At 71.6% G+C, this 21,911-nt stretch carries 23 protein-coding genes; 14 read left to right on the forward strand and 9 right to left on the reverse strand.

Annotated elements, in window-relative coordinates:
* Window positions 1-28: 28 nt before the first annotated feature.
* The gene (locus FJQ56_RS20060) at window positions 29-811 is read right to left on the reverse strand and encodes an exodeoxyribonuclease III (protein ID WP_140011406.1); all 783 of its coding nucleotides are present in this window, start codon (window positions 809-811) and stop codon (window positions 29-31) included.
* 53 nt (window positions 812-864) lie between these two features.
* Window positions 865-2,985, reverse strand: coding sequence for a BTAD domain-containing putative transcriptional regulator (locus tag FJQ56_RS20065; protein ID WP_140011407.1), 2,121 nt, complete (start codon window positions 2,983-2,985; stop codon window positions 865-867).
* Window positions 2,986-3,190: 205 nt separating this feature from the next.
* Between FJQ56_RS20065 and ychF the strand changes: the two genes are divergently transcribed.
* Window positions 3,191-4,267: a redox-regulated ATPase YchF gene (ychF, locus tag FJQ56_RS20070; RefSeq protein ID WP_140011408.1), complete on the forward strand. Its 1,077-nt coding sequence runs from the start codon at window positions 3,191-3,193 to the stop codon at window positions 4,265-4,267.
* A gap of 56 nt (window positions 4,268-4,323) precedes the next feature.
* Complete coding sequence (locus FJQ56_RS20075) at window positions 4,324-4,758, forward strand: hypothetical protein (protein WP_140011409.1); 435 nt, start codon at window positions 4,324-4,326, stop codon at window positions 4,756-4,758.
* Window positions 4,759-4,854: 96 nt separating this feature from the next.
* Here FJQ56_RS20075 and FJQ56_RS20080 read toward each other — a convergent pair whose 3' ends face one another.
* The 4 genes from FJQ56_RS20080 to FJQ56_RS20095 form a co-directional block, all read right to left on the reverse strand.
* Window positions 4,855-6,192 carry a type II toxin-antitoxin system HipA family toxin gene (locus FJQ56_RS20080; RefSeq protein ID WP_140011410.1) on the reverse strand — a complete coding sequence of 446 codons (1,338 nt, stop codon included), beginning with the start codon at window positions 6,190-6,192 and terminating at the stop codon, window positions 4,855-4,857.
* Entirely contained in the window at window positions 6,192-6,551 is a 360-nt protein-coding gene (locus FJQ56_RS20085) for a helix-turn-helix domain-containing protein (protein ID WP_140011411.1), read from the reverse strand. Before FJQ56_RS20085 ends, FJQ56_RS20080 begins: the two co-directional genes overlap by 1 nt.
* A gap of 97 nt (window positions 6,552-6,648) precedes the next feature.
* On the reverse strand, window positions 6,649-6,975 hold the full coding sequence (locus FJQ56_RS20090) for a hypothetical protein (protein ID WP_140011412.1): 327 nt from the start codon (window positions 6,973-6,975) through the stop codon (window positions 6,649-6,651).
* Window positions 6,972-7,265, reverse strand: a complete 294-nt coding sequence (locus FJQ56_RS20095; protein WP_211351275.1) for an ArsR/SmtB family transcription factor — start codon at window positions 7,263-7,265, stop codon at window positions 6,972-6,974. The genes FJQ56_RS20090 and FJQ56_RS20095 overlap by 4 nt, the downstream gene beginning before the upstream one ends.
* A gap of 254 nt (window positions 7,266-7,519) precedes the next feature.
* Between FJQ56_RS20095 and FJQ56_RS20100 the strand changes: the two genes are divergently transcribed.
* The gene (locus FJQ56_RS20100) at window positions 7,520-7,945 is read left to right on the forward strand and encodes a Fur family transcriptional regulator (RefSeq protein ID WP_140011414.1); all 426 of its coding nucleotides are present in this window, start codon (window positions 7,520-7,522) and stop codon (window positions 7,943-7,945) included.
* Window positions 7,946-7,986: 41 nt separating this feature from the next.
* On the opposite strand, the gene FJQ56_RS20105 is transcribed toward FJQ56_RS20100, so the two are convergent.
* A complete protein-coding gene (locus FJQ56_RS20105) occupies window positions 7,987-9,489 on the reverse strand; it encodes a class I SAM-dependent methyltransferase (protein WP_140011415.1) in 1,503 nt (500 codons plus the stop codon).
* Window positions 9,490-9,638: 149 nt separating this feature from the next.
* Between FJQ56_RS20105 and FJQ56_RS20110 the strand changes: the two genes are divergently transcribed.
* The 5 genes from FJQ56_RS20110 (at window position 9,639) to FJQ56_RS20130 (ending at window position 15,006) form a co-directional block, all read left to right on the forward strand.
* Window positions 9,639-10,703, forward strand: coding sequence for an SGNH hydrolase domain-containing protein (locus FJQ56_RS20110; protein ID WP_140011416.1), 1,065 nt, complete (start codon window positions 9,639-9,641; stop codon window positions 10,701-10,703).
* Between the two features lie 23 nt (window positions 10,704-10,726).
* Complete coding sequence (gene chrA, locus FJQ56_RS20115) at window positions 10,727-12,061, forward strand: chromate efflux transporter (RefSeq protein ID WP_246084271.1); 1,335 nt, start codon at window positions 10,727-10,729, stop codon at window positions 12,059-12,061.
* 160 nt (window positions 12,062-12,221) lie between these two features.
* On the forward strand, window positions 12,222-13,688 hold the full coding sequence (locus tag FJQ56_RS20120) for an ABC transporter substrate-binding protein/permease (RefSeq protein WP_211351277.1): 1,467 nt from the start codon (window positions 12,222-12,224) through the stop codon (window positions 13,686-13,688).
* The gene (locus tag FJQ56_RS20125; protein ID WP_140011418.1) at window positions 13,685-14,461 is read left to right on the forward strand and encodes an amino acid ABC transporter ATP-binding protein; all 777 of its coding nucleotides are present in this window, start codon (window positions 13,685-13,687) and stop codon (window positions 14,459-14,461) included. The genes FJQ56_RS20120 and FJQ56_RS20125 overlap by 4 nt, the downstream gene beginning before the upstream one ends.
* Window positions 14,462-14,649: 188 nt before the next feature.
* Window positions 14,650-15,006: a tetratricopeptide repeat protein gene (locus tag FJQ56_RS20130; RefSeq protein WP_140011419.1), complete on the forward strand. Its 357-nt coding sequence runs from the start codon at window positions 14,650-14,652 to the stop codon at window positions 15,004-15,006.
* Window positions 15,007-15,008: 2 nt separating this feature from the next.
* Here FJQ56_RS20130 and FJQ56_RS22755 read toward each other — a convergent pair whose 3' ends face one another.
* A complete protein-coding gene (locus FJQ56_RS22755) occupies window positions 15,009-15,392 on the reverse strand; it encodes a YidH family protein (RefSeq protein WP_246084272.1) in 384 nt (127 codons plus the stop codon).
* 189 nt (window positions 15,393-15,581) lie between these two features.
* On the opposite strand from FJQ56_RS22755, the gene FJQ56_RS20140 reads away from it, so the two are divergent.
* From FJQ56_RS20140 to FJQ56_RS20150, 3 genes are all read left to right on the forward strand, one after another.
* Window positions 15,582-16,865 (forward strand): HNH endonuclease signature motif containing protein, encoded by a 1,284-nt coding sequence (locus tag FJQ56_RS20140; protein WP_140011421.1) that lies wholly within the window; start codon window positions 15,582-15,584, stop codon window positions 16,863-16,865.
* A gap of 629 nt (window positions 16,866-17,494) precedes the next feature.
* Window positions 17,495-18,112 (forward strand): hypothetical protein, encoded by a 618-nt coding sequence (locus FJQ56_RS20145; protein ID WP_140011422.1) that lies wholly within the window; start codon window positions 17,495-17,497, stop codon window positions 18,110-18,112.
* 133 nt (window positions 18,113-18,245) lie between these two features.
* Window positions 18,246-19,064 (forward strand): acyl-CoA thioesterase, encoded by an 819-nt coding sequence (locus tag FJQ56_RS20150; RefSeq protein WP_140011423.1) that lies wholly within the window; start codon window positions 18,246-18,248, stop codon window positions 19,062-19,064.
* Window positions 19,065-19,176: 112 nt separating this feature from the next.
* On the opposite strand, the gene FJQ56_RS22760 is transcribed toward FJQ56_RS20150, so the two are convergent.
* Entirely contained in the window at window positions 19,177-20,208 is a 1,032-nt protein-coding gene (locus FJQ56_RS22760; RefSeq protein WP_246084273.1) for a hypothetical protein, read from the reverse strand.
* Between the two features lie 18 nt (window positions 20,209-20,226).
* Here FJQ56_RS22760 and FJQ56_RS22765 point away from each other — a divergent pair, with 18 nt between their 5' ends.
* From FJQ56_RS22765 to mshB, 3 genes are all read left to right on the forward strand, one after another.
* Window positions 20,227-20,613: a (deoxy)nucleoside triphosphate pyrophosphohydrolase gene (locus FJQ56_RS22765; protein WP_246084274.1), complete on the forward strand. Its 387-nt coding sequence runs from the start codon at window positions 20,227-20,229 to the stop codon at window positions 20,611-20,613.
* Window positions 20,610-20,915, forward strand: a complete 306-nt coding sequence (locus FJQ56_RS20160) for a hypothetical protein (protein WP_140011424.1) — start codon at window positions 20,610-20,612, stop codon at window positions 20,913-20,915. The genes FJQ56_RS22765 and FJQ56_RS20160 overlap by 4 nt, the downstream gene beginning before the upstream one ends.
* Window positions 20,916-20,977: 62 nt before the next feature.
* On the forward strand, window positions 20,978-21,898 hold the full coding sequence (gene mshB / locus FJQ56_RS20165) for an N-acetyl-1-D-myo-inositol-2-amino-2-deoxy-alpha-D-glucopyranoside deacetylase (protein ID WP_140011425.1): 921 nt from the start codon (window positions 20,978-20,980) through the stop codon (window positions 21,896-21,898).
* Window positions 21,899-21,911: the final 13 nt, after the last annotated feature.

Raw genomic sequence — 21,911 nt, forward strand, 5'->3', positions numbered from 1 at the left:
AGCCATCAAGAACTTCGGACCCGCACCACTAGTCGAGGTCGAGGTCGACGACGACCGGCGCGTGGTCGGAGGCGCCCGTGCCGGCCCGTTCGTCGCGGTCCACGAAGGCTCCCGTGACGCGGGCCGCCAGCGGTGGTGACCCGAGCACGAAGTCGATGCGCATGCCGCGGTTGCGCTCGAAGCGCTGGCGGTAGTAGTCCCAGTAGGTGTAGACCTCCGGACCGGGCGTGTGGGGCCGGACCACGTCGGCGTACCCGGCCTCGACGAAGGCGGCGAACGCGGCCCGCTCGGCCGGCGTGATGTGCGTCGAGCCCGCGAAGGCGCCGATGTCGAAGACGTCGTCGTCCTGCGGGGCGATGTTCCAGTCGCCGACCAGGGCCGTGGGGGTGTCGGTCCAGGAGGTCGCGGCGTCGCGCAGCCGCGCGAGCCAGTCGAGCTTGTAGGCGTAGTGGGGGTCGTCGACCTTGCGGCCGTTGGGCACGTAGAGCGACCACACCCGTACGCCGCCGCAGGTGGCCCCGATCGCGCGAGCCTCGGCGGCCGCGGGATCGCCCCAGGTGGGCATGTCGGGGAAGCCGACCTCGACGTCGTCGAGGCCGACCCGGCTGAGGATCGCGACGCCGTTCCACTGGCTATAGCCGGCGGCGGCGACCTCGTAGCCCAGCGACTGCAGGCCCATCAGGGGCAGCTGGTCCTCGCGCGCCTTGGTCTCCTGCAGGGCCAGCACGTCGACGTCGTGGCGTTGCAGGAACGCCTCGACGCGATCGATGCGGGCACGCAGTGAGTTGACGTTCCAGGTGGCCAGGCGCACCGGCTCACCCTAGGCCGACGGGCTGTCGGGGTCGTCAGGGCCGTCGAGCCCGGTCAGGGCGTCGTACGCGCGGAGGGCAGGAGCTGCTCGACGGGGTCGGCGGGGGTGCCGATCTCCTTCATCCGCTGGGCGTAGGCGCGGTAGGCGCGACGCGCCTCGCCGTGGCGGCGCGCCTCGTGGAGGGTGGTGATCAGGTGGTGGTGGGACGGCTCGTCGTAGGGGTCGTCGGCGATCAGCCCGACCAGCCAGGGGATGGCGCGCTGCTTCTCGCCACGCGCGATGAGGGCGAGGGCCAGCTCGCGCTTGACCTCGAGGGACAGGGTGAGCAGCTCGTCGCGGACCTCGACGGTGAAGTCGCTGTAGGGGTCGTCCTCGAGGTAGTGGCCGGTGTACATCGCGGCCGCGCGCTCGAGCTCCTCGACGACCCCGAGCTCGCCGGGCCGACCACGCTCGCCGGAGCGCAGGGCCCGCAGCGCGCTGGTCGCCGTCTGGGTGAAGACGACGGCGTCGATCTCGACGTGGTCGTTGTCGAGGCGCACCGACTCGCGGTCGGCGACCAGGAAGTGGTCGGACGGGTGCTCCTTGCGCGGGTCGAGGACCGAGCGCAGCGTCGACAGGACGACCGAGAGCCGGTTGCCGCTGCCGTCGGAGTCGGGCCACAGGTGGTCGGCCAACGCGTCGCGGGTCAGCGGCCGGCCGCGCTTGCCGGCGAGGATCTTGAGCGCGTCGCGCGACTTGCGGGACTGCCAGGCCGAGGCCGGCACCGGCTCGCCCTCGCAGAGCACCGCGAACGCACCGAGCGTGCGGATGCTGACCCGGGCCCGGTCGGCGGTGCCGAGGGCCTGGAGCGGGCCGGCGATCCGCGTCGCGTCGTCGCGTACGCCGAGCGCGCGCAGCCGTCGCCGCGCGGCCTGCTCCTGCACGGTGTCGTTGCCGGCGCGGGCGCGCAGCGTCTGGTTGGTGGCGATGCCGACCGCGTTGGCGGTGCTGCGCCACAGGGTGCCGGCCTCGTCGACGAGGTCGAGGGCCCGCGGTCCGGTGACGAGCAGGGACTGCAGCTCGAGCGCCTCGGCGAGGCCACGGGCGTCGTGGCGGCGGCCGGCCTCGCGCACGGCGAGGCGCGAGAAGTCGCCGGCGGCGTCGCGGTCGCCGGTGGCCAGGCACACCCACCCGGCGGCCAGGAGGGGGTCGACCTGCCCGATGGCGGAGGGCTGGTCGAGGGCCCGCTTCACCAGGCCGTGGGCCTCGTCGACGTCGTCGACGACGAGCGCCCGGGCCAGTCCCGACAGGGCGGGTACGGCGACCTGGGCGTTGCCGGTGCGCTCGGCGATCACCAGCGCCTCGCGGTAGGCGATGGCCGCCTGGGTGGCGTTGCCGCAGAGCCGGTTGGCGTCGCCGATGGCGACCAGGGCCAGGCCCAGCAGGGGGCTCTCGGAGGTGCGGGTGAGGTCGCGGGCCAGGTGGAGCTCGGCGAGGCACTCCTCGATGCGGCCCAGCCCCAGCAGGGCATCGCCCCGGGTGACCAGGCTCAGGGCACGCACCGGGGCCGGCGCCGAGACCGACTCGGCCAGGGCGATCGCCCGGTCGAGGTAGGGCAGGGCGTCGGTGTAGCGGCCCTCGGAGTTGCACCGCGACCCGAGGTTGTTGTGGATCCGGGCCTGGGTGAGCACGTCGCCGGCGCGCTCGGCGGCGGCGAGGCCCTTGCGGTAGGCCACGAGGTTGGCGTCGAGATCGCCCTCCAGGACGCAGACCAGCGCCTGGCTGACCCAGGCAGCGGCGACCGCCGCGTCGTCGCCGGAGGCCTGGGCGGCCGCGAGGGCGGCGTCGGCGGCCGCGCGGCTGGCGGCGGCGTCACCGGTGGCCCAGAGCGAGGAGGCCCGGCTGGAGAGCAGGAACGCGGTGTCGACGGGGTTGTCGCGAGCCTCGTCGGCGTCGACCCGGTCGTAGACGTCGAGGGCGTCGGCGAAGCTTCCGGCCTGGTGGAGGGCGTAGCCCAGGCGCCACGCGATGGACGTCGGCAACGGACCGCCGGTGGGTGCCACCAGGGCAGCGGCGCGCTCGAGGAGCGCGACCTCGCCCGGTCGCAAGGTCTCGTCGGTCGGACCCGAGACCGCGCGCACGATCGCGTCCACGTCGCCGTCGGCGACCGCCCGCTCGAGTGCGCTACTGGTCATGACCGTCCCCGGGATGCTGGTGGAGCAACGCGGACACCGTGGTCGCGCCGCGTCCAGACTAGGCGAGGACGCCGCGGCCGTCAGTGTTTGTCCGACTCGTTCCTGCGTCCTCCGAGCCCGGGAGGTGTGACCGGCGGCCCGGTCTGCGCGCCCGGCCGGTCGCCGGGGTCGGGCTCCTCGGCGTACGGCCGTAGACTCGCCGCCCGTGGCACTCACCATCGGGATCGTCGGCCTGCCCAACGCCGGCAAGTCCACCCTCTTCAACGCCCTGACCAAGAACGACGTGCTGGCGGCCAACTACCCGTTCGCCACGATCGAGCCCAACGTCGGGGTCGTCGGCGTACCCGACGAGCGGCTGCCGCAGCTGGCCGAGGTCTTCGGCAGCGCCAAGATCCTGCCCGCGACGGTCGAGTTCGTCGACATCGCCGGCATCGTCAAGGGCGCGTCCGAGGGTGAGGGCCTGGGCAACAAGTTCCTCGCCCACATCCGGGAGTCCTCGGCGATCTGTCAGGTGACCCGGGTGTTCCGCGACGAGGACGTCACCCACGTCGACGGCGAGGTCAACCCCGGCAGCGACATCTCGACCATCCAGACCGAGCTGATCCTCGCCGACCTGCAGACGGTCGAGAAGGCGATCCCGCGGCTGGAGAAGGAGGCGCGCACCCGCAAGGACCTCGCCGCCAACCTCGCCGCCGCCCGGGAGGCGCTCGCCGCGCTCGAGGGCGGTACGCCGATCATCTCGACCTCGATCGACCGCGAGCTGATCCGCGACCTGTCGCTGCTGACGGCCAAGCCCTTCATCTACGTCTTCAACTGCGATGCCGACGAGCTCGCCGACGAGGCCCTCAAGGACCAGATGCGCGCCCTGATCGCGCCGGCCGAGGCGATCTTCCTCGACGCGAAGTTCGAGGCCGAGCTGGTCGAGCTCGGCGACGACGACGAGGCCCGCGAGATGCTCGCCGAGATGGGCGTCACCGAGCCCGGCCTCGACACCCTCGCCCGCGTCGGCTTCGACACGCTCGGCCTGCAGACCTACCTCACCGCCGGCCCCAAGGAGTCGCGCGCCTGGACGGTCAAGAAGGGCGCCACCGCCCCCGAGGCCGCCGGCGTCATCCACACCGACTTCCAGCGTGGCTTCATCAAGGCCGAGATCGTGTCCTTCGACGACCTCGTCCAGCTCGGCTCCATGCAGAAGGCCAAGGAGGCCGGCAAGGTGCGCATGGAGGGCAAGGACTACGTGATGGCCGACGGTGACGTGGTGGAGTTCAGGTTCAATGTCTAGTTCCAGTTCGACGTCATGACTCGTCGAGGCCGATCGAAGGCGCTTAACCCCAGCCTATGAACGAGTCTCCGTCGCCAGTGACATGGCACCTTCGAGAGTCGTTCCTAAACGGCGTTCTGCTTGCGCTGGACCCGGCAGAGCGGCTGTTCAACGAGGCGCTGGACGAATGCGTTCCGACGCTTGCAGGTCCCGGCGGGGGCCTCTGCTCGCACTGGGTCGAGATGGTCATTTGGCGACTACAGAACTGGTCAGATGCGCCCGGCGTCGAGCTGGAGATTGCTGAAGGAAACTCGACGGTGATCGTCAAGGTGGACGAGATCGTCGCAGCGCGGTCGCTCTACGAGGACCTTGCTGACGACACTCTCCCGGTGGAACGCTTGCTACCTGCGCTAGTCGCGTGGCGCGACGACCTAGTGGCTCGGGGGGCTACTCGCGAATTCCCCGCGGGTCGTCGCCACGTGCCCATCGCGCTGCCGCCTGCCGAATCGTGATCGGCAAGTGTCGACGCAGAGGTTGATCGGCGACGTTACGTGGTGGAGTTCCGCTTCAACGTGTAGTTGCTCTTGAGCGTGTACTGACCACGGGTGTCAGTCGCTGACCGGGCTGCGCGACGTCGACGTGCCGCGTGCGACGTGACGGGGATTGCGGGACAGGTCGGGCCGCCACGTCCCAGCGACGTGCTCCACGATGCGCTCGGCCATGCGACTGGCCTCCGCCCTCGTGTGCTCGGGCAACCCGTTGACTGCGCGCTCGAACGCACCGGGCAGGTCGTTGCGAAGGTCCTCGACCCACTGCACGGCGAGGTCGCCGCCGATGCCCATCCGCCGGCCCACGCGCACCCAGTCCTTCGTTGTCACGTCGAGCAGCTTGTCGTGCTCTCCGATCCTCATCGGCGCCACGAGCCGTTCGTACTGTGAGTAGCAGGCGGCGGAGGCGACGTCGTAGAGCGGTGCCACCTGGGCGCGATTGCCGATGAGGATGAGCGAGTAGTTCTTCGCGTGGGCATCGGTCCCGCCGATGAGGACGTTGAGGGCAAGCCCCTTGTAGAACCTCTCGGTGCTGACCTCCCGGTCGTCGATGGCCAGGGTGGCGAGCAGGTCTGAGATCTCACCGACCCCTGGCCCGCCGTCTGCCTGGTACTTCAGGCTCGGGTGCACCGAGAGGGCCTGGCAGAAGTCCTCCTGGTGGACCCGCACCCAGCCCCCGTCCTCCTCGTCGCGGTCGTAACGGTGCGAGATGACCGCCTGCACGTCGTCGACCTCCACGAGGTCGACGCGCGCGGTGAGGAGCCCGACCTCCTTGGCGGCGCGCAGGCAGAGCGCTTCGTTGACGTGATGGCGGGCGTAGCCCTCGATGGCCGGTTTGATGATGTGGGTCGTCGGTGTCGAGTCCCGGGGGATCCCCCAGCGCAGCGTCTCAGGGTCTCGGAACAGGGCCAGCTTCGGTTGTGCTCCGGCCAGGCTCCACCGGCCACCGAACCGGCCCGGGTCCCAGTCGGAGCCGTGGGCGGCCAGGTCGCGCGCCATGTGGGCGACGTCGTCGTCCGTCAGCCACTCGATGTCGCCGTCTCGGGCCAAGGCGTCGGAAGCATCTTCGTCCGGCCCCAGGATCTGCACCGCCCCAGCCGCGTCGCGGCCGACATGGCGTAGCAGCGAGAAGGGGTTGTTCGGCGAGACGCCGTACTGGCGGCCCCAGCGCGCGCGTGCGTCCTCGCTGTCCGGCAGCAGCCCCTCCAGATAGGCCCTCACGTTCTTGTTGCGGTGGCGTGCGGCGCTCAACGGCATGGACAGCGACAACGGCGTCGGGTTGTCACTGGCGCGGTAGCGGTCGTCGTAGGTGAACGACAGCAAGCCCCCGCTCGTCTGCTCCACGTGCCCGACGAAGACTCCGTCGAGGTAGGCGTGCAGCACGCGTGCGCCGGCCATCAGGTCCTCTTGGTGAGGAACGCGAACGGGTCGTTCTTGGCGGGGCGACCCTGGGGGGTGGAGTCGTTGGGGGGCGGCTTCTTGCCTTCCGGTGGCTCGGGCGCAGCCGTGGCCCGCGGTGCTGGGGTGCTGGAGCTTGCCGACGGCTGGGCTGCCTCGTGGACGTCGAGCTGTAACCCCAGGACGACGAGGACGTCCAGGACCTTCTGAACCTCCAAGCGGGTGCCCGCTTGCTCGAGTCGGACGACCCAGTCCCTGCTGACCCCCAGCCGGGCGGCGAGCTCTGCTTGGGTGAGGCCCCGGCTCAGGCGGGTGGACCTCACGAGCGAGCTGAGGTCGCGCATGGTCTCGACCTGCATCGTTCCTCCTACCCGCGGATGTCGTCGTTCAACGACAATACAGGATGTCGTCGTTCAACGACATTGCCAGATGTCGTCGAACGACGTCACCTCCCGGTCAGGCGGCGTGCTTGCAGGTGGCGCAGGTGCAATCGGCGCACACGCACGACGTGCACGGCTCGCCTCCGCAGCTCGCGCAGGTGCACACGGCGTGGTTGCAGCTCGGGCAGGTGCAGTCGGTGCACACGCAGGTGGCGCAGGAGTCGTGGCAGTCGTCGCACTCGCAGCGGGTGCACTCGTCGTAGTGGCCGTCGTGCTCGTGGTGCAGGTGGTCGTCGTGCACGTAGTCGACGTGGGTCTCGTGGACCACGGCGAGGTGGCCGCAGCCGGGGCCGTGCGTGTGGGCGTGCTTCTCGGCGGTGCGGTGGTCGGTGGCGACGGTCATGGGTGTTCCTTCGTGTGGTGGTAGGCGTCGAGGAACACGTGGGCCACGTGGTCGTCGACGAGGGTGTAGGTCGTCGTTCGACCCGTGCGGGTCGCGGTCGCCACGCGGGCCTCCCGAAGGACCCGGAGGTGCTGGCTCATCAGGGGTTGACTGACCCCGAGCTCGTCGGCGAGCTCGGTGACCGACCAGCCCCGCGTGGTCAGGCGATGGACGACGGCAGCCCGCACCGGCGAGGCCAGTGCGGAGAAGAGCTCGCTCACGCCGACGTAGCCGTCGGTCTCCTCGTCCATGCGGCCATCGTCGTATGCGCACATCCTTATGTCAAACGAGAGTCATTCTCATATAACTTGGACGGGTTGTAGCGTCGGTCGACCCGTGCGATCGAACGGGTTGGACGGGCTTTGGGTGGATCTCGCGGCACCGACTCGTTCGATTGCGCGAGTCGAACGCGGAGCACGCCGCCAATATGAGACTCGTTATCATTTCGGATAAGGTGGACGGTGAGGCGGCGCGCCTCGGACGACGGACGATCGACGGGGCCCTGATGAGCATCGAGGACAGCGAGCGCGAACCCACCTCGCTCTCACGCTCCACCCGTCAGCGGCGGGCGATCGAGGCCACGATGACGGGCTTCGACGACTTCCGCACCGCGCAGGAAATCTACGAGTCCCTGCTGCGGCAGGGGGAGTCGGTGGGTCTCGCCACCGTCTACCGCGGGATCCAGTGGCTGCTGGAGGCGGGCAAGGTCGACGTGGTGACGTCCGGATCCGGGGAGTCCAGGTACCGGCGCTGCAGCGAGACCCATCACCACCACCTGGTGTGTCGCGAGTGCGGCAGGACCGTCGAGATCGAGGGGCCGGCGGTCGAGCACTGGGCCGCGGCGGTGTCGGAGCGGTTCGGGTTCGTCGACGTCAACCACACCGTCGAGCTCTTCGGCACGTGCACCCGCTGCCGGGAGGACGACGCCTGAACCGCGACCCATGACGCCGACGCCCTCAGGGACGAAGGTCCTCAGGGCAGCAGCGAGGCCCTCAGGTCGAAGGTCGCGGTGCCACCCTCGGCCAGGACGACGGACACCTCGATCTCGTCGGTGGCGGCCACGTTCTTGTGGGGTCCGGAGATGAACCGGGTGTCGGCCTCGCCGGGGCGCACCTTGACCGCGATCCAGTCCTTGAGCTGGCCGTCGCGCGGGGTCCAGGTCCAGCGGCACGTACGGGTGCCTCCGGCGCTGGCCGTGACGTGTATCTGCTCGACCCCGCGGCACTCGCCGAAGTAGAGGGCGAGTCGCAGGGACTCCAGGCCCTCGGCCGGGAACCTCACCCCACCGCTGGCGGTGAATCGGCAGGTCACGCGGGCCTCGCCCGCCGGCTCCACGGTCACCGAGCCGGTCGAGTCCGGCGCTGGCACGACGGACTCGGACGCGACGTCGACGAAGTCGTGATGCGTCGTGAGCGGCGCCTCGACGCGGGTGCGCGGGCGCCCGCCGGCTTCGCGCACCCGACGTGAGGGGCCGGGGTCGCGCGAGGCCACGACCAGGGCCCACACGTTGGACAGCGGCTCGACGTGGTGGGCGTAGAGCCCGGCACCCTCGAGCATGTCCTTCAGGCGCGAGATGCCGAACACCGTGACGTGCCCCCACACGCCCTCGAGCCGTCCGATCAGCGGGACGGAGAAGATGAGGTCGGCGCCCTCGGGAAGCGCGTCGGCGAGCGTGCGCAGGGCGAGCTCGGGGTCGGGCACGTGCTCGAGCACCTCGCAGCAGATGACGAGGGTGGCGTCGGCCAGCTCGGGCTTGTCGCCGGTCAGGTCGTAGAGGTCACCCTTCTCGAGCGTGATCGGCGCGTCCGCCAGGTCGTTGGCCGCGAACAGCTCGATCGCCTCGGGGACGTAGGAGTCGACGATGTCGATGCCGTGGTAGGCGGCGACGCCGGTGCCCTTGATCAGCTGGGCGGCGAGTGACCCCTTGCCGAACCCGACGTCGAAGACCCGGTCGCCGGCGCGTGCGAAGTCCATCATCCGGCGGTAGCGCAGCCGGTTGTTGACGCTCTCGCGCGACTCGGTCCACTCGTCGTCGACCGCGTGCACCAGCTGGACGATCGTGTCGTCGGCATAGGCCCGCCATGCGTCGACCTCGCGCCCGAACACCTGCCGGGCCGCTGAGACGCTGAGCCGCTCGTAGGCGTCGACGAGCTGCCACCCCGCGCGTACGGCGGCCGCCTCGGACGGGTCGGCGACCTCGAGCTCCATCCGCGAACCGACCGGACCGGGCTGGGGGACGACCCGGATCATGCGACCCGGGATGCCGGCGGGACCGTAGCCCTGGGGTGCCGGACGCTTGGTGGGGGGCGACGGTGCGGTCGGGGTCTCGGCCGGCGTCTCCTCGACGGCCGGCTCGACGGCCGGCTCGATGGCCGGCTCGCGCTCGGGCGCGGTGCGCCCCGGCAGGGCGCGGCGCAGGCGTCGCGCCGCGGTCGTCAGGGCTGCCGAAGCGGGACGGTCGGTCGACGAGGCCATGCGCAGGAGACTAGACGGGTGCGGCAGACGGGACCGGCAGACGGGACCCGCAGCCGGCCTGGGCCGTCCACGCCGACCTGCAACGGATACCGTGGGTGCATGGTGTGCGCCTCGACCGTCCTGCACGCGCCCTCGCCTCTGACGCGGTCGTGAGGGCCACCTCCCGCCGGCTGGTCGTCGCGCTCGCGCTCGGTGCCCTCGTGCTCGCCGGCTGCGGCGGCGGCGCGTCCGACGCCGGCCCGTCGGACCCGTCGTACGCCGCCTCCGACCGGCCCACCACGGACCGGCCGACCAGCGCGGCACCGAGCGCCCCGGCCAAGCCGGTGCGCCGCGACCGGCTCCTCCCGCCCCTCGCGCACGTCCGCAGCGACCGGCCCGACCTCTACGCCGACGGCTGCCAGGTCGCTCCCGAGTCCGACGAGCCGACCGGCTGCGCCTACGGGGCATCGGCGCAGGACGCGACCGCCACCATCGCGGTCATCGGCGACTCCAAGTCCGCGCAGTGGTCGACGGCCCTGCAGCGACTGGCGGAGACCCGCGGGTGGCGGGTCCTGATCTACACCAAGTCGGGCTGCGCGGCGGTGGCCGTCCCGATGAGCATGGACGGGGAGGAGTACGCGTCGTGCACCCGCTTCGACCGCACCGTCAGTGCGGAGCTGGTGGCCAACCCCGTCGACCTGCTGCTCACCTCCAACACCTCGGACACCGCCCTGGTCACCGACCTGGCCCCGGGCCAGGACGCCCGCGAGGCGAGCCTCGACGCCTTCGTGGCGGGGGAGAAGAAGGCCTGGACCACCTGGATCGAGGCCGGCAACCGGGTCGCGGTGATCAGCGACATCCCGCGACCGACACGGAGCGGGAGCATCTTCGACGTCCCGAGGTGCGTCGAGAAGCACCGCGACTACCTCGAGCGGTGCTCGTTCGACCGGGCCGCTGGTGAGGCACTCTCCGGCCGCACGGGCCAGGTGCGCGGGGTCGAGGAGATGGGGGCCGTCGACGTGAGCCCCGCCCTCCTGGGCGAGGACGTGCCCGGCGCGACCGACGCGCCGCTGGCGTGGGTCGACCCGCTCGGGATCCTCTGCCCCCAGGGGACCTGCCCGCCGGCCGACGGCCGGATCCTCATCTACCGCGAGGGCTCCCACCTCACCGACACCTACGTCGCCTCGCTGACCGACCGCATCGGCGCGGTCATGACGGCCCTCGGGCTGCCGTGACCGGGGCGGGTGCTCGGCCCGACGTGGTACCGCTGCGTCAGGCCGCCCGCACCTGGTTCCTGATCTCGCTGCAGACCTTCGGTGGCCCCGCGGGGCAGATCGCGGTGATGCAGCGGACGCTCGTGGACGAGCAGCGGTGGATCGGGCAGCAGCGCTTCCTGTTCGCCCTGTCCTACTGCACGCTGCTCCCCGGACCCGAGGCCCAGCAGCTCGCGACGTACGTCGGCTGGCTGCTGAACGGCGTGCGCGGCGCCCTGGTCGCCGGTGTCCTGTTCATCCTGCCGGGCGTCGTGACCCTGCTCGCGCTGTCGGCGGTCTACGTCGGCCTCGGGGACACGACCGTGGTCGAGTCGCTCTTCCTCGGGCTGGGCCCGGCGGTGATCGCGATCGTCGCGCAGGCCGTCGTACGCCTGGCGGGGCGGGGGCTGGCGCACCCGGCGCTGACGGTGCTGGCCGCGGTCGCGTTCGTCGCCCTGGCGGCGTTCTCGGTGCCGTTCCCGGCCGTGGTCGCCGCGGGTGCCGTGGTCGGCTGGGTCCTGGGGCGCCGGGTCCCGGGCCTCGCTGCGCAGGCGAGGGCGGTCCCGGACGACGGCCCGGCGCCCCTCGTCAGCGACGACGCGCTGCACACCGAGCGGCCCTCGGGGCGGCGTACGGCGACGATCCTTGTCACCGGGCTGGCGCTGTGGGCGTTGCCGGTCGCGGTGGCCGCGGTGGTGTTCGGCCGCACGAGCGTCTACGTGGACCAGGGCCTGTTCTTCTCCGGCGCCGCCGTGGTGACCTTCGGCGGCGCGTACGCCGTGCTGGCCTACGTCGCGCAGCAGGCGGTCTCCACCTACGCGTGGTTGGCCCCCGGCGAGATGGTCCGCGGGCTCGCGCTCGCCGAGTCCACCCCCGGGCCGCTGGTCATGGTGGTGCAGTTCGTCGCGTTCGTCGGCGCCTACCGCGACCCCGGCTCGCTGAACCCCTGGGTGGCCGCCGTGCTGGCCGCCCTGCTCACCACGTGGGTCACCTTCGTGCCGTGCTTCCTGTTCATCCTGCTCGGGGCGCCGTACGTCGAGCGCCTGCGGGGCAACCGGTCGCTCGCCTCGGCGCTCACCGGGATCACCGCGGCCGTCGTGGGGGTGATCGCGAGCCTGGCCGTCTACTTCGCCGTGCACACGCTCTTCGGCCGCACCGAGCCGCTCACCGGCGGCCCGTTCGACCTCGAGGTGCCCGTCGTCGGCTCGGTGCGGTGGGCGGCCCTCGCCATCACCGCGGTGGCTCTGGTGCTCGTGCTCCGGCTGGGCTGGAGCCCGCTGCGCACGCTCGGCGTGTGTGCCGTGGTGGGCATGGTGGTCGGGCTCGCGACGAACGTCTGAGGGCTCGCCGCCAGGTACCTCAGGCGGTGTTCGGCCCGGGGTCGGTGCCCGCAGCGAGCGCGACGGCGAGGACTCCGCTCTGGTGCTGTAACTTGATTCGTTCACCACAGATAACAGGACGGCAGGCGGCGCAGTGACTGCAGCATCGACGAGGGCGTGGGTGGCGCGTGTGCTGGCCCTGGTGATCCTGGCGCTCGGGCTCGCCGCCGCCGTGGGCGCGCCGACCGCGAGCGCGGCCGGCGAGGAGAAGCGGCCGGTGCTCCGGGTCGGCACCGAGGGCACCTACCCGCCGTTCAGCTACGAGGACGGCGGCGACCTCAAGGGCTACGACATCGACGTGATGAAGGCCGTCGCCGACGAGGCCGGGTTCGACGTCGAGTTCGTGGAGGCGCCGTTCGACGCGCTGTTCCCGGCGCTCGACTCCGGACGCATCGACGTCATCGCCAACCAGGTCACGATCAACCCCGAGCGCGAGGCGCGCTACCTGTTCACCCGCCCGTACACCTACTCGCGCGGCGTCATCGTCACCGCGACCGACACCGACGACATCACGACGCTCGCCGATCTCAAGGGGCAGACGGCCGCGCAGTCCGAGACCAGCAACTGGGCGCAGGTCGCCCGTGACGCCGGGGCGAACGTCGAGTCGGTCGAGGGCTTCGCCCAGGCGGCCGAGCTGCTGGTGCAGGGCCGCGTCGACGTCATCGTCAACGACAGCATCGCCGTCCTGGACTACCTCGCGACCACGGGCTCGAAGGACGTCGAGATCAAGGGCGAGGTCGACGACGAGGTCAGCGAGCAGGCCCTGGTCTTCCGCCAGGACGAGCAGGGGCTGCGCGACCAGGCCGACCAGGCTCTGCAGCGCCTGACCGCCGACGGTCGGCTGAAGGAGATCTCCGAGGGCTACTTCAAGGCCGACGTCTCGGCCGAGGACGGCGGCGACGTCGAGGTCGAGGGCTCCGGCAAGGGCAAGAGCACCTGGGACGTCGTCCGCGAGGCCGTCCCGCCGATGCTCTGGGGTGTCGTCAAGGGCACGGTCCCGCTCACGATCATCAGCTTCCTGGCCGGACTGCTGATCGCGCTCGCGGTCGCGCTCGCGCGACTCTCCTCGTCGCGGGCGCTGCGGCTGCCGGCGCGGTTCTACATCTCGCTGATCCGCGGCACCCCGTTGCTGGTGCAGCTCTTCGTGGTCTTCTACGGCCTGCCGCAGATCGGCATCAAGCTGCCCGGCTTCACCGCCGCGTGCCTCGCACTCAGCCTCAACGTCGGTGGCTACGCCGCCGAGATCATCCGGGCGTCGATCCTGTCGGTGCCGCGCGGCCAGTTCGAGGCGGCGACCACCATCGGCATGGGCTACCGGCAGTCGCTGCGCCGGATCGTCCTCCCACAGGCCTCCCGGATCGCCGTGCCGCCGCTGTCCAACACGCTGCTGTCGCTGGTCAAGGACACCTCACTGGTGTCGATCGTGCTGGTGACCGACCCGTTCCGCGAGGCGCAGAAGGCGGCCTCGGCCAGCGGTGAGTTCCTGGCCCTCTACGCGCTGGTCGCTCTCTACTTCTGGGTCATCTGCTTCCTGCTGTCGATCGCCCAGGGCAGGCTCGAGAAGAAGCTGGGGAGGTACGCCGTATGAACGACTCCGACGCACACCTGATCGAGGTCGAGGGACTGCGCAAGTCGTTCGGTGACACCGAGGTGCTCAAGGACGTGGGCTTCGCTGCCGACGCGGGCACCTGCACGGTCCTGCTCGGGCCGTCCGGGTCGGGCAAGACGACCGTGCTGCGCTCGCTCAACGTGCTGGAGACCCCCGACGGGGGGCTCGTCCGGATCGGTGCGGCCTCGGTCGACTTCGACAACCCGTCGCCCCTGAAGTCCGCACGCCGCACCGAGGTCGCCGCGCTGCGGGCCCGCAGCGGCATGGTCTTCCAGGCGCACCACCTGTTCCCGCACAAGACGGTCATCGGCAACCTCGTGGAGGGGCCGATCCAGGTCCAGGGGCGCGACCGCGCCGAGGCCGAGGCCGACGCGCGGGTGCTGCTCGAGCAGGTCGGTCTCGCGGGTCGCGAGACGGCGTACCCCGCCGAGCTGTCGGGCGGACAGCAGCAGCGAGTCGGCATCGCGCGGGCCCTGGCGCTCAAGCCCGATGTCGTCCTGCTCGACGAGCCCACCTCGGCCCTCGACCCCGAGCTCGTCGGCGAGGTGCTCGCCGTCATCCGCGACCTGTCCGAGCAGGGCTGGACGATGGTGATCGTCACCCACGAGGTTCGCTTCGCCCAGGACGTCGCCGACCAGGTGCTGTTCCTGCACGACGGCGTCGTCGCCGAGCGCGGTGGCGCCGAGGTGCTCACCGACCCCCGCGAGGAGCGCACCCAGCAGTTCCTGCGACGGGTGCTCGAGGCGCGCTGACCCCTAGGGTGTGTCTCTCAATTCTGGGCGGCGCCACACGCCGCCCAGGCCGCACGCTGACGGCACCGCAGCTGCTTGAAATACGATGAGTATGCCGACGCACCTGCGGACACCGTCATCGCACGACCTGGACGACGCTGGCATAGGCCGGCGTGGGAATGGCTGTGCCGGCTGGGTGTTGAGGCGGTATGGACCTGTACGAGCGCTACCACCGGGCCGGCCGCCAGTTCGACCTGAAGGACTACCTGGGCGCGGCCCGCACCCTCGAGGCGCTGCTGATGGACCTCGCCGCCGACACCGACGGTGCCGTCCACTCGGTGACCAACGTGCGTCTGCTGCTGGCGCGCGCCTACTACCACTCGGCGCAGCTGGGTCGGGCCGAGGCGACCGCGAGAGCAGTGCTCTCCGAGTCCCCGACCGACGCCTACGCGGCATTGCTGCTGGCGCGCACGCTCGAGCGCGGCTCGCGTCCTGACGAGGCCCGCGAGGCGATGCGCGTCGCGTCTGCGCTGGGCGCTCCCGGGACGGCGTACGACGTCGCCTGAGGTCAGCCGACCAGGACGACCGCGAGCCCGATCACGGCGCCGACCAGTCCGGCGGTCAGGATCAGGCCGAGCGTGAACGCGGGGAGCGGCTCGTGCAGTCGCATCGCGCGCTCGATCCGGGCCCAGCGCAGGAACGCCAGCACCGTCATCAGCAGGGCGAAGGCGAGCAGCGACAGCACGAGGACCGTCCGCAGCACGTCGCGCTCGGGCAGCTTGAGCGACTCGAGCGCGATTGCGCCGGCGACGAGCGCTAGCGTCGTGCGGACCCAGGCCAGGAAGGTGCGTTCGTTGGCCAGGGAGAAGCGCGGGTCGGGCTCCTCGCCGACGTAGACCCAGTGTGGCCGTCGGCCCGCGCCGTCCCTGCGCTGCTCGGCGTCGTTCGTCACGGCACCAGCCTCGCAGAGGGTGGCCCGTGCGCTCGACTCCCCCCGCGGCTGGCCGCTCGACTGTGCGCCTCGTGCGGAAGTGACCACGAGTCGTCCACAGGAACGGGATCCGGTCGGGTTGCCCACAACCCCTGTGGTTGAGCGGGAAACTCGTCCAGGACTGTCGGTGGTCGGTGCTGGAATAGACCCATGGCCCAGCACACCGACACCCCCGGATCGGGACACCCGATCGAGGCGTTCCTGTGCACGGTGCTCGACGAGCTGAAGGGTCTGGCCGACGTCCCGACCTGGTCCATGGACGCAGAGACCACCAGCCGTGTGGTGGGTCTGGGTGCCCGGGTCGCCGCCGGTGTCGCCGAGCTCGAAGCCAGGTCGATCAGACATGCCGAGACCCTCGACCTCCCCGACACCGCCGGGTGCCGCAACCTCGCCCGGTGGGTCCAACAGGCCACCGGTGTCACCCGCCGCACCGCCAGGACCAAGACCAGGCTCGCCGAGGCCCTGGCTGATCTCGAACCCACGAGAGCCGCGACCGCCCGTGGGGAGATCCATGCCGAGCAGGCCCAAGTGATCGCCGACCACCTCGGACGGTTGGACGATGAGAAGGTCTCGGTGCATGACCAGGCCCGTGCCGAGGCGTTCCTCCTCGAGGGGGCCAGGCACGGTCACGACGCCGACGCCCTCGCGACCCTGGGCCACGCGATCTGGGAGCGCCTGGACCCTGAGGGCGCCGACGAACGCGAAGCCAAAGCCCTCGAAGCCCAGGAAGAACGCGCCCGCAGACGCACCCGGCTGACCATGGGCGACGACGGGCAGGGGTTGACCCACGGCCGGTTCACCATCCCCACCGCCACCGCAGATGCGTTCCGCAAACAGCTCCACGCCCTGGCCGCCCCCAAGCACGTCCGCGCCGAGCACGGGGCCGGGTCCTATGACTGGCAGAAGCCGTCGGCCGAACGCTTGGGCCAGGCGTTCGTGGACTGGGTCGAGGGCTACGACCCAGCCCAGCTCCCCAAGATCGGCGGCCTGACCGCCACGGTGGTGGTGGTCGGCGACTACGACCTCCTCCAAGGCAAGCTCAAGGCCGCCCAGCTCGAGACAGGCACCAAGATCAGCCCCACCCAATACCTCCGCCTGGCCTGCGGCGCCGGGATCATCCCCGCCTGGATGAACGCATCCGGGGAAGTCCTCGCCCTGGGCCGCAAGCACAGGTTCCACACCCCCGCACAGCGCCTGGCCGCGATCGTCGAGCAACGCCACTGCCAACACCACAGTGGCTGCGACGTCCCGGGCTACCTGTGCCACGCCCACCACGACATCCCCTGGGCCCAGGGCGGTGGCACCGACCTGAGGACCACGAAGCTCTACTGCCCCTACCACCACACCCGCGTCCATCAACCTGGCAAGGAACCCATGCACGCGTGGCCCGGAGCTCTGCCCACCATGGGAGTCCGCTCTCGAGGACCGACGTAGCGGATCGGCCATGGGGCCGACGTGGTGCAAGGCCCCAGAGACTGGAGAGTGCCGGTGTCCGGCAGGCAAGATGACACGCGGCGAAGCCGGTGCGTGTCGTCGGGCCCGGTCGTGATGTGCCGGACCTCGACCATGCCTACCCGGCCATCGTGTGTGTCCTTGCCCCGGCGCCACATCCAGGCACGCGACGCGATCGTCGGACTCACGGACGGGGCACTCCAGGTCGTGACGGCACTGGACCGTGACCATGGCGAGGGCATCCTGGGCCAGTCGCTTCGGCCAGGACGCGAGGACGTTCTCGGTCAGGTAGCGCTCGACAGGCGCGAGGCTGAACGGGCCGGCCCCAAGCCGCACGGTGCCCGCAACTCCGGTCCTGAGACGGATCTGGCAGCTGCGCCCGCACGGGTCCCCTTCCTGCGCGGACACCGTGGGACCATTCCGCCGTGCCCGCGCCGCGCGAGATCCACGTCTACCCACACACCGGACTCCCCGACCGCCTTCAAGGCACCGAGGGCACCGGCACACCGGTCGAGGACGCATTCGTCCGGGCCGCGCGGTGTGCGTCCCTGCTCTACAGCGAGGCATTGGGGAGTCTCCGCTCGATCGTTCCGAGGCGGTCCATCCGTCTCATGCCGGGCGTCAAGGAGGTCACCGAGCTGCCCGTCATCACCGTCGACGTGCCTGGTCGGGACTTCGGTCACGTGCATCTCACGACGGCCCTGCTGCAGGTGCCCCCGGTCGAGAGGTCGCGCCTCGCCCTGCAGGTCATCCACCTGGCGGCACAGCAGGCGACGGGCAGAGGGTCGCGAGCGACGCTCCAGCGCTGCTACGACCACGCGATCGACAACGACCTGGTGTTCCGGTGGAACGGCTCTTGGAGTGCGAGCCCGGACCGATCGCGTGCCGCACGTCCCACGTACCGGCTGGACCCAGCGGACGGCTGGGGCCGGGTCGCGCTCGAGATCAGGGACGGCGACGGCGACACACCGACGGTGACCAGCGGCGAGGCCGTCGCCTTCTGCACCCTCGAGGGATTCCGGCGCAGCGCGCAGACCATGCGGTGGTCGGGGCCGGACTCGGTGGAGGTAGTGCCGTACGCCGGCCTCGTGGGGCAGCAAGCGGGCCGGCTCATCGTCCGTCGCGAGTCCGGCGCCTGGAGCTCGGCCGTCACCGACGACGTCCACGTCCGGGTACCGGACCTCGACCTCACGAGTCGTCCGCCGGTCATCGACGTCGTCGACGCCTAGGGCGACGGACCGGTCAGCGCTGGGCCGGCGGCCCGGCGAGGTGCGCAGCCCGCGGCCTGGTGCCCTGTCGGCCGAGCTCCTCGACCGGGGCTCGTCGTACCTCGACCGGTGGGTGCTCGCTAGCGTGACGAGCGTGACCTCTGTCTTCGACGCCGCCACGGCCGTGACCCCTCGCGGTGAGCACCGCTACACCGCCGAGCTGAGCGACGGCTGGCTGATCGGGGGCGGCCTCAACGGCGGCTACCTGCTCGCCACGGTGGCCCGCGCGGTCCGCGAGGCCCTGCCCGGCAAGCCGGACCCGCTGGCGATCAGCGCGCACTACCTGTCGGCGTCGCGGCCGGGGGCCGCCGAGGTCGACGTACGCGTGCTGCGCGACGGGGGCACCGTGGCGACGGCGGCCGCCGACCTGCGCCAGGGCGACGTCGGCCGGATCAGCGCGCTCGCGACGTACGGCGACCTCTCGCGGCTCTCGACCGGCGCCGACGACCTGCACGCGACGGCGGCCCCGCCCGACCTGCCGGCGCCGGAGGACTGCGTGTCCAACGCGGTGTCCGTGCCCGTGGGCCTCGAGGCGGCGAGCCTGTTGGAGCGCTTCGACATGCGCTTCCACCCCGACGACATCGGCTGGGCGAGCGGGCGGCCCAACGGCAGCGGGCTGATGCGGGCGTGGTTCCGGCTCGAGGACGACCGTGATCCCGACCCGCTGTCGCTCCTCCTGGTGCTCGACGCGCTGCCGCCGGTCACGTTCACGTTCGGTGCGATGGGCTGGGCACCGACGATCGAGCTCACCGCCCACGTCCGCGCCGTACCCGCCCCGGGCTGGCTGCGCGTCACCCACGCCAGCCGCACCATGGCCGGCGGTCTGTTCGAGGAGGACTGCGAGGTGTTCGACAGCACCGGGCGGCTGGTCGCGCAGTCGCGGCAGCTGGCGCGGATGCCGCGTCCGGTCTGAGGCCTGGTCGGCGGGGGTCGGGTCGGGTACGTCGGCTGCGGGGGTCTCGAGGCTCCTCGCCGGGGCTCGTCGCACCTCGACCGGCATGGGTCGGGCTCGACCGGCGTGGTGCTCAGTCGAAGGAGGAGCGCCTCATCGTGAACAGCCACCGGGCCATGGGGTGCTCGGAGACGCCGTAGAGGAGGTCCTCCTCGGGCCAGTAGGCGACGTCCTCGTTGCCCATCGGGGTGGCGTGGGGGTGGTGGACGAGGTGGCCGGGGGTGCCGGCGTAGACCGAGCCCCGCTCGCGGCGGCCCTGCGACACCGTGACGTGCAGGCGGCCGCGCGCGTTGACGACGCCCTGCATCCGCCGGGGTCCGTCGCCCAAGAGGACCAGCCGGGAGCGGTCGTCGGCACCGGTCTCGAGCAGGCCGGTGGTGGCGTCGATGGGGAACCTCGCGATCCGGCGGGTGCGGGCCGGGTCGTTGGTGTACTCACCGGCCATCATCGTCGGCGGCTCGGTGCTGCGGTCGAGCGAGACGAACGAGTAGCGGAAGCCGTCGGCGACCCCGTCGTCCTTGAGCGCGCGGTACTGCCAGCGCGCGGGCAGGACGTAGCGGTAGCCGTAGGCCGCGTCGCGTGCCGTGACCCGCAGCAGGTCGTCGACGCGGAAGGTGAACATCCCCTTGCCGGTCGCGGCGACGTGCAGGTGCTCGCCGTGCCAGACGACCCCGCCGGCGTGCACGTGCAACGGCTCGAGCCCACCGTCGGCCGTGGGGCGGACGAGGAGCACGTGGCGATAGCTCAGGGAGTCGAGGTCCATCACGGTCAGTCGCGAGCCGTGCTTGGTCGGGTCCCACGGCAGCTTCTTGGCGTACGACGACATGATCACCAGCCGCCGCCCCCGGGTGTCGTCGCGACCGGCGTCGGCCGCGGTGGTGACGCCCTGCGGCCACCAGCGCAGGTCGAGCTGGTCCTTGAGGTCCATCCGCCACGCCTCGTGCACGGCCCGCCCCGGTGCCCACGACCGGCGCAGCCGCCGCGGCAGGTCGCTCAGCAGGTCGTCGAGGCCGACCCGGCCCTCGCTGCGGGCGACCAGCGCCTCGACCTCGTCGGTCCGCTCGTCGACGCGCTGGAGGTAGAGGCCAGGGCCGTCGTTCGTCATCCGGCTAGTGTCACCGACGTGGTCAGGAGGGTCGTCGTCGGCGCAGCGGTGCTGCGTGAGGGCCGGCTCCTCGCGTGCCGTCGTACGACGCCCGTCGCGGTGGCCGGTCGCTGGGAGCTCCCGGGTGGCAAGGTCGAGCCCGACGAGACACCCGACGCGGCGCTCGTCCGCGAGGTCGCCGAGGAGCTCGGCGTCGACGTGGTCGTGACCGGCTGGCTCGACGGCGCGAGCCCGATCGCCGACACCCACGAGCTGCGGGTCGCGACCTGCACGGTCGCCGGGTGGACGCCGTACCCGACCGAGCACGACCGGCTGCGCTGGCTGCGCGCCGACGAGCTCGACGACGTCGACTGGCTCGAGCCCGACCGGCCGTTCCTCGCCCAGCTGACGGAGCGGCTGCGATGACCGGACCGACCGGCCGCGGCATCTTCTTCGACGAGGACGACGCCCGCGCGGTCGCCGCCCGGCTCGCCGCGCAGGGCTACACCGTCGACGTCCAGCGCGAGCGGCTCGCCGGCGAGGACGACGACGAGGACCACCCGTGGGCCGTCGTCACCGACGCGCCGGGGGTCGTCCTCGAGCTGCTCGTCGACGAGCACGACGGCTGGTACGACGTGGAGCAGACGGCCCCGGCCCCGCCGCCACTGCCGCCCCTCACGCTGCCGATCGCCCCCAAGCGGATCAAACGACCAGGTGGCGCCGGCTGAGTCGGCGGACCGGTCGGTGGCTCCCGGTGGGGGTCCGCCGAACCCGCCCTACTCTGGAGGACATGAGCGACACCCCGGCCCAGCGGCTCCTCCTCGTGCACGCCCACCCCGACGACGAGTCGATCGGGCAGGGGGCGACGATGGCCAAGTACGTCGCCGAGGGGCGTGGCGTCACCCTGGTCACCTGCACGGCTGGCGAGATGGGCGAGATCCTGGTGCCCGAGCTGGAGCACCTCGCCGCCGACCGCGACGACAAGCTGGGTGAGCACCGCCGCGGAGAGCTCGCCGACGCGATGGCGGAGCTCGGCGTCACCGACCACCGCTTCCTCGGCGGGTTCGGGCGGTTCCGTGACTCCGGGATGAAGTGGCACGCCGAGGGCTACGCGATCGCTGCGGACGACATCCACGACAACGCCTTCTGGCGGGCCGACCTGACCGAGGCGGCCGACCTGCTGGTCGAGATCATCCGTGAGGTCCGCCCGCAGGTGCTCGTCACCTACGACCAGTTCGGCGGCTACGGCCACCCCGACCACATCCAGGCCCACCGCGTCGCGACCTACGGCGCCGCGCTGGCCGCGGTGCCGTCGTACCGGACCGACCTCGGCGAGTCGTGGGACGTCCCGAAGATCTACTGGGGGGCCATGTCCGAGAGCCGGATGCGGGCGGGGCTGCGGGCACTGCGCGCCGCCGGTGACACGACGAGCTTCGAGGGCATGGACCCCGACGGACCGCTGCCCCACTTCGTCACGCCCGACGACAACCTCGCCGCCATGGTCGACGCGGAGGACCACGTCGACAAGAAGATGGCGGCGCTCGCCGCCCACAAGACCCAGATCACCATGGACGGCCCGTTCTTCGCCCTGTCCAACAACGTCGGGTCCCACGCGTGGGGCGCCGAGTTCTACCGGATCGCCAAGGGCGAGCAGGGTCCGCTCGGCGACGACGGGCTCGAGACCGACCTGTTCGCCGGGATCGACAGCTGAACCCCGCCCTCGC

The organism is Nocardioides plantarum, from assembly GCF_006346395.1.
GTDB classification, from domain to species: domain Bacteria; phylum Actinomycetota; class Actinomycetes; order Propionibacteriales; family Nocardioidaceae; genus Nocardioides; species Nocardioides plantarum.